12 protein-coding genes are annotated in these 11,983 nt (G+C 70.4%); 7 read left to right on the forward strand and 5 right to left on the reverse strand.

What is annotated here, in order from left to right; all coding sequences use genetic code 11:
- Positions 1–81 precede the first annotated feature (81 nt).
- Positions 82–927: a fumarylacetoacetate hydrolase family protein gene (locus ACXKR8_RS24540; protein ID WP_458266728.1), complete on the forward strand. Its 846-nt coding sequence runs from the start codon at positions 82–84 to the stop codon at positions 925–927.
- 63 nt (positions 928–990) lie between these two features.
- Positions 991–1,560, forward strand: a complete 570-nt coding sequence (locus ACXKR8_RS24545; protein WP_458266729.1) for a VOC family protein — start codon at positions 991–993, stop codon at positions 1,558–1,560.
- Positions 1,561–1,660: 100 nt separating this feature from the next.
- Here the strand turns inward: ACXKR8_RS24545 and ACXKR8_RS24550 are convergent, their stop codons facing one another.
- Positions 1,661–2,866 (reverse strand): amidohydrolase family protein, encoded by a 1,206-nt coding sequence (locus tag ACXKR8_RS24550; protein WP_458266730.1) that lies wholly within the window; start codon positions 2,864–2,866, stop codon positions 1,661–1,663.
- A 407-nt stretch (positions 2,867–3,273) separates the two neighbouring features.
- Between ACXKR8_RS24550 and ACXKR8_RS24555 the strand changes: the two genes are divergently transcribed.
- The 4 genes from ACXKR8_RS24555 to ACXKR8_RS24570 all read left to right on the forward strand — a co-directional run bounded on the left by ACXKR8_RS24555 (position 3,274) and on the right by ACXKR8_RS24570 (position 8,094).
- A complete protein-coding gene (locus ACXKR8_RS24555; RefSeq protein ID WP_458266731.1) occupies positions 3,274–4,185 on the forward strand; it encodes an alpha/beta hydrolase in 912 nt (303 codons plus the stop codon).
- On the forward strand, positions 4,178–5,746 hold the full coding sequence (locus ACXKR8_RS24560; RefSeq protein WP_458266732.1) for an FAD-dependent monooxygenase: 1,569 nt from the start codon (positions 4,178–4,180) through the stop codon (positions 5,744–5,746). The genes ACXKR8_RS24555 and ACXKR8_RS24560 overlap by 8 nt, the downstream gene beginning before the upstream one ends.
- 216 nt (positions 5,747–5,962) lie before the next feature.
- On the forward strand, positions 5,963–7,102 hold the full coding sequence (locus ACXKR8_RS24565) for an amidohydrolase family protein (RefSeq protein WP_458266733.1): 1,140 nt from the start codon (positions 5,963–5,965) through the stop codon (positions 7,100–7,102).
- Entirely contained in the window at positions 7,099–8,094 is a 996-nt protein-coding gene (locus tag ACXKR8_RS24570) for an amidohydrolase family protein (protein WP_458266734.1), read from the forward strand. Before ACXKR8_RS24565 ends, ACXKR8_RS24570 begins: the two co-directional genes overlap by 4 nt.
- Positions 8,095–8,162: 68 nt before the next feature.
- Here the strand turns inward: ACXKR8_RS24570 and ACXKR8_RS24575 are convergent, their stop codons facing one another.
- On the reverse strand, positions 8,163–8,534 hold the full coding sequence (locus tag ACXKR8_RS24575; RefSeq protein ID WP_458266735.1) for a nuclear transport factor 2 family protein: 372 nt from the start codon (positions 8,532–8,534) through the stop codon (positions 8,163–8,165).
- Positions 8,531–8,731, reverse strand: coding sequence for a nuclear transport factor 2 family protein (locus tag ACXKR8_RS24580; RefSeq protein ID WP_458266736.1), 201 nt, complete (start codon positions 8,729–8,731; stop codon positions 8,531–8,533). Before ACXKR8_RS24580 ends, ACXKR8_RS24575 begins: the two co-directional genes overlap by 4 nt.
- Before the next feature lie 103 nt (positions 8,732–8,834).
- On the opposite strand from ACXKR8_RS24580, the gene ACXKR8_RS24585 reads away from it, so the two are divergent.
- Positions 8,835–9,461: a TetR/AcrR family transcriptional regulator gene (locus ACXKR8_RS24585; protein ID WP_458266737.1), complete on the forward strand. Its 627-nt coding sequence runs from the start codon at positions 8,835–8,837 to the stop codon at positions 9,459–9,461.
- 31 nt (positions 9,462–9,492) lie between these two features.
- On the opposite strand, the gene ACXKR8_RS24590 is transcribed toward ACXKR8_RS24585, so the two are convergent.
- Both ACXKR8_RS24590 and ACXKR8_RS24595 read right to left on the reverse strand, forming a co-directional pair.
- Entirely contained in the window at positions 9,493–10,947 is a 1,455-nt protein-coding gene (locus tag ACXKR8_RS24590) for an aldehyde dehydrogenase family protein (protein ID WP_458266738.1), read from the reverse strand.
- Positions 10,948–11,021: 74 nt separating this feature from the next.
- Entirely contained in the window at positions 11,022–11,981 is a 960-nt protein-coding gene (locus tag ACXKR8_RS24595; RefSeq protein ID WP_458266739.1) for an amidohydrolase family protein, read from the reverse strand.
- Positions 11,982–11,983 lie beyond the last annotated feature (2 nt).

The raw sequence follows: 11,983 nt of genomic DNA on the forward strand, positions 1-11,983 counted from the left end.
GGCTGTGTTCGATCCCTTGCTGTTATCACATATCGCGCCATACTCTCGGCAGTCAGCTCACCTCTGCTCCAGGAGTTCCCCGTGCGCATCGCCAATCTCTCCGGCCGCCTGAGTCTGATCGTGGACGGGCGGGCGGTGGACGTCGAGCAGGCCAGCGGCGGCCGCTTCGCGGCCGACCCGCAGGCGGTCTACGACCGCTGGGCCGAGTTCCGCACCTGGGCCGACGAAGCTGCCGATCTGCCCGAGGGCTCCGCCTTCGCCGCCGCCGATCTGAGGGCTCCGGCCCCGGCCCCGCGGCAGGTCGTCGCGGCCGGTCTCAACTACCGCGACCACGCCGCCGAAGCGGGACTGGCGCTGCCGGACGAGATGCCACCGGTGTTCACCAAGTTCGTCAGCAGCATCACCGGCCCGGTCACCGACGTCGAGCTGCCCCGCGGTGGCCACACCGACTGGGAGGTCGAGCTCGTCCTGGTGATCGGTACCCTGGCCCACCGCGTCTCCGAGGGCTCGGCCTGGAGCCATGTCGCCGGTCTGACCGTGGGCCAGGACCTGTCCGAGCGGATCATCCAGCTCGCCGGACCCGCACCGCAGTTCAGCCTGGGCAAGTCCTACCCGGGCTTCGCGCCCATCGGCCCCTGGCTGGTCACCCCCGACGAGTTCGAGAACCCTGACGACCTGGAACTCCAGTGCAGCGTCAACGGCGAGCAGATGCAGAAGAGCCGCACCAGCGAACTCATCTTCCCTGTGCCTGATCTGATTGCCCGTCTGTCAGCGGTCCTGCCGCTGCTGCCCGGCGACGTCGTGTTCACCGGAACTCCGGCCGGCGTGGGCCTGGGCCGCAGCCCGCAGAAGTGGCTGGCCGCCGGCGACGAACTCGTCACCAGCATCGAGGGCATCGGCGAACTGCGCCAGCGCTTCACCGACTGAACCCCGACCGACCCGACCCGCTCCGCTCGTCCGACGTCCCAGGTTCCGATCAAGGAGGATCGCGTGACCAGTACGCCGAAGTTCGCCCATGTCGTGTTCCAGACCAGCCAGCCCACCCTGATGCGGGACTGGTACTGCGCCGTCCTGGACGGCCACACCGTCTACCAGGACGACGCCCTGTGCTTCGTCACCTACGACGACGAGCACCACCGGGTCGCCCTGATCACCCCGCCCGCGCAGCTGGTACGGAAGACCGCCACCACCGCTTCGGTGCACCACGTCGCCTACACCTTCGGCCACTTGGACGACCTGCTGGAGCGGTACGAGCTGCTGTTGGCCAAGGGCGTGGAGCCGGCGGTGTGCATCGCGCACGGGGTCACCACGTCGATGTACTACCAGGACCCGGACGGCAACTTCGTCGAGATGCAGATCGACAACTTCGACAAGCCCGAGGATGCGACCGCCTACATGCACGGCCCCGAGTACGCGGCCGACTCGGTCGGCCCCGCCTTCGACCCGGCGGCACTGCTCGACGCCCGCCGTGGCGGCACCCCGGTCCAGGAGCTTACCGAACGCTCCTGGGCCCTGCGGAGCGAGCTGCCCGATCCCATGCACGTGCTGCTCGGCGGCTGACGGCTCCGGCGCGGCCGGCCCCCTGCGGAGTCCTCCGCCCCCTGCGCCGGCAGTGGGCGAAGGACTCTTCTCGTGCCGGTACTCGTCGGCGCAGCTCGGCTCAGGCTGCGGGCGGGTACTCGATGCCGTGCACCCAGATGCGCTGGATGTTGCGGGTCGCCGTGATGTCGGTGGTGGGGTCGCCGTCGACGAGGACCAGGTCGGCCCGACAGCCGGGAAGGACGGCTCCGCGGTCCCTGAACCCGAAGGACTGGGCCGGGAGCAGGGTGGCCGCGCGCAGGGCCTCGACGGGGGACAGGCCCGCGTCCACGAGGAGTTCGAGTTCGTGGTGCAGGCTGCTGCCGTAGGCGGGCTGCACCGGGATGCCGGGCGTGAGGTTCGAGTCGGTTCCGGCGAGGATCCGGACGCCGGCCTGGTGCAGGGCGGCGACGCTGCCGCTGGCCGCGGCGTAGCTGAGTCCGGGGATCCCGAGGCCGGCGAAGCCCTCCATGATTGTCAGGGTGGGCACCGAGACGCGGTGCCCGGCGACGTACTGCGCGGCCGCGGCGGCGGTCAGAGCCGTGTCGAGGGGCACGTGGTGGATCATGTCGATGCCCGCGAGCAGTGCCTGGGCGACGTCGGCGGCGGTGGTGGCGTGGGCCATGACCTGCTTGCCGAAGGCGTGCGCCGCGCTGGTGACGGCGGTCAGCGTGGGCTGGTCCAGGCCGTCGGCGCCCGGGGTGCCAGTGATGACCTTGATGTAGTTCGAACCCTCGGCGACGCGGCCGGTTACGAAGCCGGTGGCCTGGCCGGGGCCGGTCAGGATGCCGGAGGCCGGGAACCCGGGGAGGTGGGCCTGCAGGCTTCCCGGCGCCACGGCGGGGATCCCCGCGCTCTGGATGTCGGTCAGCCCGCTCTGGTTGCGCAGCGATGCCACCAGCGAGGGCGGCCAGCAGGCCATGTCCAGGGCGGTGGTCACCCCGTAGCCGGCCAGCTGCTCCAGCGTGGTCACGTCCTTCAGGTGCACATGGGCGTCGATCAGGCCTGGCAGCAGGGTGGCCCCGGCGCAGTCGATCGTCCTGGCCCCCAGCGCGGCGATGCCGATCACGCCGTAGTCGATGACGACGCTGCGGGGCGCGGTGAGCTTCTGGCCGTCGAACACCCGCACGTTGGTCAGCACCACCCGCTCGGGTGCGCCGACGGCGGCGGTCCGTTCACTCGCCCGGGCCGCCTCGGGCTTCAGCAACGCGGCGGCGCCGGCCAGTGCCACCCCGGTTCCGGCCGCGGTCTGCAGGAAGGAGCGCCTGGTCCACTCAGTAGTGCACATAACATCGTGTCCTCTCTCGGCATTTCTCGTTCGGAGGCGCCCGTGGGGGTACTCGACGGGCGATGGGATCCGCCTGGAGGCGGACGTGGCAGAAGCTCTCCTTCGCCGAGACGGGGCGGCGGCGGGGAAGCGTGCGCGAGGGTGATGGAGAGCTTCGGGCCGACCGGCTCGTCGGCTCGGTCCAGCGCCCATCACCTAAGCAGTCATATGTGATAACAGCAAGAGGTCGAACCGGACTCATCCGCGAACTTCCAAGGTGCTGCGGAATACTGTGAGTTCAACAAATTTGAAGAGTTGGCCATGGTCAGGGCGGGGCGCTGACACGTCTGACCGGATCTGGTGTGAAGTCTTGTTGTTATCACATATCGCAGCTACTTTGAGCCCACCCGCGCTCAGAGGAGGCTGCCATGGCGGACCAACCCACCCCTGTCACCTATGCAGTGGACGAGTTCACCCTTACGGGCATCACCAAAGGGACCGCCCGAGCGGGCATTCCGCTCATCGTCACCCTGCCCGGCGGCACCTACGGCGCCCGCTACTTCGATGTCGCCGGCTCCGGCCAGGAGTCCTTCATGGACCTCGCCGCAGCCAACGGCTACCAGGTCGTCAGTCTCGACCGGCCCGGCTACGGCGGCAGTACGCCCTTCGATCCGCAGGAGAACACCTTCGAGCACCACGCCCAGGTGCTCAGCGCCGCCATCGCCCAGGCGGCCGGAGACCGTCCGGTGCTGCTGGTCGGCCACTCCATCGGCGGCATGATCGCGCTCATGATCGCGGCGAGCAGCCCGGACTTCTGGCTCATCGGCGCCTCGGTCACCGGAATGGGCGCGGTGATCCGCCGCGGTGGCCCCGCAGAGGCGCTGGCCTCCCTGCCGGCCGACGCGACCGTCGACCTCCCCTACGAGGAGCGCGACAAGGTGATGTTCGGGCCGCCGGGGACTTTCACCGGGGACGGGCTCAAGCGGGCCCATGACTCCTACGCTCCGGTTCCGGTGAGGGAGTTGATCCAGGCCCCGCGCTGGCCGGAGGACATCCTCCCCGGAATCGCCCCGCTCCTGGACGTGCCGGTCCACAACGTCCTCGGCGAGTACGACGCCCTGTGGGACAGCACTGCGGAGAACGTCGCCCGTTTCGCCGGGCTCCTCACCGCCGTCCCGTTCGTCGAGGCGGGCATCGCCCGTGGGACCGGGCACAGCATCGACCACCACACCCTCGGTCGCGCCCTGCACCTGCGGCAGCTGGCCTTCGCAGAGGAGTGCACCTCCTGGGCGCAGCAGCAAGCCGCGGCGAGGACCGGGAACGAAGGCAGCAATGCCTGACTACCAGGTCGTCATCGCCGGCGGCGGCCCCGTCGGGCTCGCCACCGCCGTCGAACTCGGCCGGCGCGGCATCAGCGTCCTGGTGATCGAACCGCGCGCGACCGTGTCCCACGCCCGGCCCCGGTGCAAGACGGTCAACGCGCGGTCGATGGAGCACCTCCGGCGCTGGGGGATCGCCGATGAACTGCGCAAACGCGCTCCGCTCTCCACCGACTGGTCGCAGGACGTGGTCTTCTGCACCTCGCTGACCGGCCGCGAACTGTCCCGCTTCTCGGGCGTGCTGGGACTGGTCGCCGAGGGAGACAGGTTTCCCGAACTCGGCCAGCAGGCCCCTCAGTTCGTTCTTGAGGAACTGCTGCGCGACACCGTCCGTGAACTGCCGACCTGCGAACTGCTCACCGGTCTCGCGGTCACCGACCTCCAGCAGGACGACGCGGAGGTGACGGTGACGGCAGCCGACACCCAAGGGGCGTCCAACACGGTCACCGCCGACTATGTGATCGGCTGCGACGGACCGCGCAGCGCCGTCCGGTCGCTCATCGGGGCGACGTACGACGGAGAGCACGCGCTGCGTCCCAACTACGGCATGGTGTTCGAGGCGCCGGCCCTGTCGGAGCTGGTGCCGCACGGCCCCGCGGTGCACTACTGGGTCATCAACCCCGAGGCCCCCGCGCTGCTGGGCCCCCTGGACCGGGACGGGACCTGGTGGATGATCGCCTTCGGGGTCGATGCCGAGACCGGATCCCGGGATGCCGGAAAGCTCATCGCCGCCGCCACCGGCACGACCACCGGGGCGGTGATCCTGTCGACGGACCCGTGGACGGCGCGGATGCAGATCGCCGACCGGATGCGCGACCGCCGGGTCTTCCTCGCCGGGGACGCTGCCCACCTCAACCCGCCGCTGGGCGGTCACGGGCTGAACACCGGTCTCGGCGACGCCGTCGACCTGGGCTGGAAACTGGCAGCGGTCCTCGACGGCTGGGCCGGCCCGGCCCTGCTCGACAGCTATGTCGCCGAACGCCGCCCGATCCAGGAACGGGTGATCCGTGAGGCGACGGCCAACATGGCGGTCACCTCGGCCGAACTGCTCGCCAACGACCTGGACGCGGCCGACGAGGCCGGGGACCGGGCCCGGCGCGCCGCTGGGGAATGTATCCAGGCGACCAAGCGGGCCGAGTTCCACTCCCTGGACCTGGTGCTGGACATTCGCATCGAGGAATCGCCGGTCATCGCGCACGTGCCCAACACTCTGGTGGGCAGCAGGCTGCCGCACGCATGGCTCAACGGCCGTTCCCTCTATGACGGCCTCGGCCCCGGCTACACCTTGCTGGTCCTGACCGACCGGGCAGCGTGCGAGGCGGACCGGATCGGCCAGGCCGCACACAGCCGTGGCGTCCCGCTCAGCACCGCGATCCTCAGCGACCACCACCTCAGGGACCGCTACGCCGCCGACCTCGTCCTGGTCCGCCCTGACCAGTACGTGGCCTGGGTCGGTGACCTGGCCCCGGAGCCAGCCCGGCTGATCGACCTGCTGCGCGGCGAAGTCCGGGCCACCCGGTAGGGGAGGGGCAGTCGGTTGGGCCAGGCGGCGGTAAGCCGCCGCCTGAGTGGCAGCAACGGCCGGATCGGCGGATGGTCGCTGGGACGGGGCCCCATGCCGCTGCAGCCCGCGGTGCTGGCCTGAGGTGGGCGGGGAGTGGGTGTAACGTGACCTTAGAGGACACAAGTGTTCTCTAAGTTAACGCCCGTGCCGGTCGGCCGAGTGAAGGAGAGCGCAGTGGCATCTGATCAGTCGCCCGCCGCGAACAGTGGCCCGGCCGAGGGCAGGACCGCCCTCACCAACGTGCGGGTCTTCGACGGTGAGAGGTTGCTGGAGCCGAGCACGGTCGTCATCACCGGTTCCGTCATCGGCACCGCCGCCGATGCGGCGAACGCGCGGGAGATCGACGGACGCGGCGGTGTCCTGCTGCCGGGGCTGATCGACGCGCACATTCACCTCAGTGACCTGTCCACGCTCCAGGTGTTCGCCGGTTACGGGATCACCACCGCCCTGGACATGGGGACCTGGCCGTCTAGCCTGGTCGACTCGCTGCGCGGCAGGCCCGGGCTCACCGACATCCGCAGCAGCACGGTGGGCGCCACCTCGCCCGACAGCGGCCATGCGCAGCGCCTGGGCCGCCCGGCCGGTGGCCTGGTGGCCGGGATGGGGGACGCCGATCGGTATGTCGCGGAGCGGGTCGCCGAGGGCGCCGACTACATCAAGATCATCATTGATCTTCCCGGGTTCGACCAGGCGACCGTGGACGCCCTGGTCGCGGCGGCTCACCGGCAGGGGATGCGCACCATCACCCATGCCTCGTCCCTGGAAGCGGTGCGGATGGCCCAGCTGGCGGGGGTGGACGTGCTCACCCACGCGCCGCTGGACCGGGCACTGGCCGCGGAGGACGTGGCACGGGCGGTCGCCGACGGGCGTGTGATCGTCCCCACTCTGGCGATGATGGAGGGCATCGTCGCCAAGGTCGGCCGCCCCGGCTCGCCCGGCCCCTCCTACGAGGCGGCCCGCGCCAGCGTCGAGGCGCTGCACCGGGCGGGCGTGCCGGTCCTGGCCGGCACGGACGCCAACAACGCGCCCGGAGTCCCCGCCTCGCCGCCGTTCGGGGACAGCCTGCACCACGAACTGGAACTGCTCGTCAGCGCGGGTCTGACCAACGCAGAGGCGCTGCGGGCGGCCACGGTGCTGCCGGCCAGGCACTTCGGGCTCGCCGACCGCGGGGCGATCGCGCCGGGCCTGCGCGCCGACCTGCTCCTTCTCTCCGGCGACCCGGTCGCCGACATCCGTGCCACCAGGACGATCGAACGGGTCTGGTGCGCGGGCATCGAGTACCAGGCAGTGACCACGAAGGGTGCGACCAAGTGAAGATCATCGCTCTTGAGGAGCACTTCCTCGACCCGGCCGTCAGCAAGGCCGCCGCCCCGGCCTCGAACGTGCTGAGCCCCGACTTCGGGCTCGCCTACTCCCCGGCCAGCGGCCTGCCTTACTGCCCGTCCTTCGAGGAGCTGACGGACCTGGCCGAGGGGCGGATCGCCGCCATGGACGCGGGCGGCATCACCATGCAGGTGCTGTCCTGCCTCAATGCCCAGCAGGTCCCGGCGGACGTGGCCCCCGACCTCATTCGCGCCGCCAACGACAGGTCCGCTGCCGCGGTGAAGGCCCACCCCGACCGGTTCGCCGCGTTCGCCGCGCTGCCGACCACCGCGCCCGAGGCCGCCGCCGCCGAACTGGACCGCTGTGTCAGCGAACTGGGCTTCGTCGGCACCATGATCCTGGGCCGCACCGAGGGAGAGTTCCTCGACGCGCCGCGCTTCGACCCGATCCTGGCCAAGGCTGCCGCCCTCGACGTCCCGGTCTTCCTGCACCCCGGCGTGCCGCCGCGCGAGGTCACCGAAAGCAACTACGCGGGCGGCCTGTCGGCCGTGGTCGCCACCCGCCTGCAGACCAGCGCCTGGGGCTGGCACCAGGAGACCGCGGTGCACTTCCTGCACCTGGTCCACTCCGGCGTCTTCGACCGCTACCCGGGCCTCCAGGTCATCCTGGGCCACTGGGGCGAGATGATCCCCTTCTACCTGGACCGCGTCAACGAAGCCCTCCCACGGCACGCGACCAAGCTGGAGCGCTCGTTCCAGGAGTACTTCCGGGAGAACGTCTACATCGCCCCCAGCGGCCTGTTCAGCCAGGCCCAGCTCCAGTTCTGCCTGGAGGCGGTCCCGCTGGAGCGCATCGTCTTCGCGGTGGACTACCCCTTCGTCGGCAACGAGGGCGCCCTGCCCTTCCTCGAAGGGGCCAACCTTCCGGAGGAGTCCAAGCGCAAGATCGCCCACGAGAACGCCGAGCGTCTGCTGCGCCTGTGACGACGGGTCAGGAGATCAGCCCGGGGGCCTTGGCGTGGGAGTCCTTCGGGGCCTGAGGGGGGTGGGTGTCAGTTCTCGTTGAGCCAGGCGACGCCGGCGGCCTCGGCCTCCAGGGCGCTGTCGCGGGTGGGGAACTCGCGCACGATCGGAAAGCCGGAGTTCTCCAGCAGGTAGGCCAGGGCCGCGTACTCGCGCGGGAAGCGGCGTACCTCCTTCTCGTCGATCTCCGGGACCTGGGTCAGGAAATTGAAGTAGCTCATGTCGTAGAAGCTCTGCCGCTTGGCAATACGCCACACGCCGTCGCGCTTCTCCACCCGGTCCCAGAAGCGGTTGTGCGTGGTCGACCCCAGTTCCAGGCCGGTGTGCTCGGCGAAGACCATGGCGTTGGTCGGAGCCAGGGCGCGGTCGCCGATGAAAGTGATCGACGGACTGGTGATCACGTGCTTGGTGCGCAGGTCGGAGGCGCCCGGGCCGATCCCGCGACGAAGTCGGTGGCCAGGCCGTCGAACCAGGTGATCTCGACGGTGGCGCCGGGGTGGAACAGGCCGCGCAGCTGGTCCCACTCGCTCAGGTCGCGGTGGATCCAGGCGGTCATCAGATCGGCGATCGCGGCGCAGTCCTCAAGGCGTGCGTCCATGGCGTGAAGCTCCGCCAAATAGAGGACAGTATCGTTTCTTAACTTCACGGTACACCGCTCCGTCAGTCGACGCGAACCGGTGGCGGCGGCTATAACGGGAAGGGTGACCGCCTCCTCCGCAACACCTTCCCCGCGGCTCCAAGCCCCCACCGCCGGCCCGGCGACCCGCCGCCGGGGTGCGGAACTGACCCAGGCGATCTACTGGGCGACCCTGGAGGAGCTGGCCGCGACCAGCTTCGAGGAACTGAGCTTCGAGAAGATCGCCCCGAGGGCGGGCACCGGGAAGTCGGTGCTGTACCGGCGCTGGAGCACCACCGCCGAACTCGTCCTGGCCGCGCTCAGGGACGAGGACGCAGGCCTGGGCCGACTCACCGCGCCGGACACCGGCACGCTGCGCGGGGATCTGCTGGTCCTGCTCACCAAGTTCGCCCGGCTGCTGGAGGAGCCGCGTGGGCGTGCCCTGCGGCCCCTGCTGACCCAGCGTCCGCGTCATCCCGAGCTGTTCGCCCAGGTCATGGAGCAGGTCATCGATCCGCACCAGGTGGTCCTGCTGGACTGTATCCGTACCGCGGTCGACCGCGGCCAGGCCGCCCCCGAGCGCGCCACCACCCGCACCGCGGCCATCGGCCCGCGACTGATCGTGGCCGAGTCCATCGACCGCGGCCCTGTCCCCGACGAGGAGGTCAGGGCCGTGGTCGACGAGGTGCTGCTGCCGCTGCTGTCGCTGTGAGCAGCGGGGGCAGTGGGGTGACCGGCGCGGCTCAGCCGTAGTTCTGGGTGATCTGCTTGTACTCGGTGAAGTCGTCGAGGCTGGCGACCCCGCCGAGTCTGCCCAGGCCGCTGCTCTTCCAGCCGCCCTCCTCGGTCTCCACCGCGAGGTTGGCCCAGCTGTTGACCGAGATCAGCCCGGCCTCCAGACGCCGGGCGACGCGCACGGACCGGTCGGCGTCGCGGCTCCACACGCAGGCGCTCAGGCCGTACTCGGTGGCGTTGGCCAGGGAGATCGCCTCGTCCTCGGTGCTGAAGCGCTGGGCCACCTGCACCGGGCCGAAGACCTCCTGCTGGACGATGGGGAGCGAGGTGTCGGTGACCTCCAGCAGGGTGGGGTGGTAGAAGGCGCCGCCGGCCAGGGCGGGGTCGGTGGCCGGGCCGCCGCGTACTAGTGGCTTGGCGCCGGCCGCGATGGCGTCCTCCACCAGGGCGTCCACCCGGGCGACGGCCGCCTTGTCGATCAGCGGGCCGATCTGGCTTTCGGCGTCGTCGGCCGGGCCGGGCGTGATCTGGCTGAGTCGCTGGGAGAGCCGGTCGAGGAAGGTGTCGGCGATCTCGTCCTGCACCAGGATCCGGCTGCCGGTCATGCAGAACTGGCCGGCGAACACGGTGCAGGAGGCGATCACGGTCTCCAGGGCCAGGTCGAGGTCCGCGTCGGCGAAGATCAGGTGCGGGGTCTTGCCGCCGAGTTCCAGGCCCACCCGCTTGAGCAGTGGCGCGGCGTTGCCCAGGATGATCCGCCCGACGGCGGTGCTGCCGGTGTAGCTGAGGACGGGCACCTGGGGCGAGCTGACCAGCAGGGCGGCCCCCGCGCTGCCCGACTCGATGAAGATGTTGACCAGCCCGCGCGGCAGTTCCTTCACGGAGGCCAGGATCTCGGACATCACCCGGGCGGTGTGGGCGGCCTGGGCCGGCATTTTGAGGACGACGCTGCACCCGGCTGCCAGTGCGGGGGCTACCGAGCGGATCGAGAGGTAGGCGGGTGAGTTCCAGGGGGTGATGATGCCGGCCACGCCGATCGGCTGGCGGATGGACATGGTCTGCTGGCCGGGGTTAGCTGTGGTCACCCGGCCGAAGCTCTGCAGGGCCAGGCCGGCGGCGAACCGCAGGGCGCGGGGTATGAAGTGCACCTCGTAGCCGGCTTCGCCGCGCAGTTTGCCGTTCTCCAGGCACAGGGTGTCGACAAGGTCGCCGGTGCGCGCCTCGTAGGCGTCGGCCAGGTGGTGCAGGGCGGTGGTGCGCAGCATGGCGTCCTCGCGCCAGCCGCTGGTCTGGAAGGCGCGGACGGCGGCGTCGATGGCGGACTGGGCCACGGCCCGGTCGCCGTCGGTGTAGCTGCCGATGGTCTCGCCGGTGGCGGGGTTGATGCTGGGCGAGCCGAGGCTCTGGGCATCGGCCCACTCGCCGTTGATCCAGTGCCGTGCCTGCTCAAACTGCAGTGACATGCGTACGCTCTCCGTTTCTGATGGCCCGGCCTGATCCCGGTCGGTGAGGGTCTGCGGCGTTACGAGGCTGTGCGTCAGAGTCGCAGCAGGGCTTCGGCGTTGCCGCCGGCGATCTTGTGGCGGTCGGCTTCACTGATCGGCGCGGTACGGAGGAACTCCGTGGCCGTGGCCATCTTCTCGAACGGGTAGTCGGTCCCGAAGAGGATCTTGTCCGCGCCCAGCGCCAGCAGGGCGCAGAGCAGCGGTGGGGCGTCGCAGACGCCGCTGGTGGTGATGTAGAGGTTGTGCCGCAGGTACTCCGAGGGATTGCCCCGGGCCAGCTCGACGCCGTGGTGATTGTGGAAGCCCCAGCGCGAGTCCAGCCGCCACATCACGTAGGGGAGGCCCTCGCCCATGTGCCCCAGCAGCAGTTTCGCGTCCGGGAAGTCGTCGAAGACCCCGCCGAAGATCAGCCTCAGCACGTGCGAAGCGGTGTCGGTGCCCCAGCTCCACATCGGGCCGACCATCTCGGGGTGCCCGGACAGGACGTGTGCGGTGTCGGCGCCGTTGGCCGGGTGCAGGTAGAGCGGGACGTCGAGCCCGGCGGCCTGCTCCCACACCACCCGCAGGATGGGGTCGTCCAGGTAGCGGCCCTGGGTGTGCGCGTTGACCAGCGCACCCTTGAGGCCGAGCTGGGTCACCGCGCGCTCCAGCTCCTTGGCCGCCGCCTGCGGGTCCTGCAGCGGCAGGGCGGCGAAGCCGGAGAAGCGGTCGGGGTTCTCGGCGATGGTCGCGGCGAGTAGGTCGTTGACCGCGGCAGCCTGCCGCACGGCGACCGCCGGGTCCTTCTCCGCCTGAATGCCCGGCGAGTTCAACGACAGCACCTGAACGTCAAGACCGGCGGCGTCCATCGCCGGCAGCCGCTCCTCGGTGAGGTCCAACAGCAGCCGCGAGGCCGCAGCCCAGCGGTCGGGCTGGGCGATCGACGCCGATCCGGCGCCGTAGGCGGCAAGGCCCGAGGTGACGAAGTGTTCTTCAAGGCCGATCGTGCGCATCG

The sequence above is a fragment of the Streptacidiphilus sp. PAMC 29251 genome, from assembly GCF_054208735.2.

Coding starts and splice junctions, on each gene's coding strand:
- ACXKR8_RS24550 (WP_458266730.1), bottom strand. CDS start 2,866: ATGTGCACTACTGAGTGGACCAGGCGCTCCTTCCTGCAGACCGCGGCC.
- ACXKR8_RS24555 (WP_458266731.1), top strand. CDS start 3,274: ATGGCGGACCAACCCACCCCTGTCACCTATGCAGTGGACGAGTTCACC.
- ACXKR8_RS24560 (WP_458266732.1), top strand. CDS start 4,178: ATGCCTGACTACCAGGTCGTCATCGCCGGCGGCGGCCCCGTCGGGCTC.
- ACXKR8_RS24580 (WP_458266736.1), bottom strand. CDS start 8,731: ATGGACGCACGCCTTGAGGACTGCGCCGCGATCGCCGATCTGATGACC.
- ACXKR8_RS24590 (WP_458266738.1), bottom strand. CDS start 10,947: ATGTCACTGCAGTTTGAGCAGGCACGGCACTGGATCAACGGCGAGTGG.
- ACXKR8_RS24595 (WP_458266739.1), bottom strand. CDS start 11,981: ATGCGCACGATCGGCCTTGAAGAACACTTCGTCACCTCGGGCCTTGCC.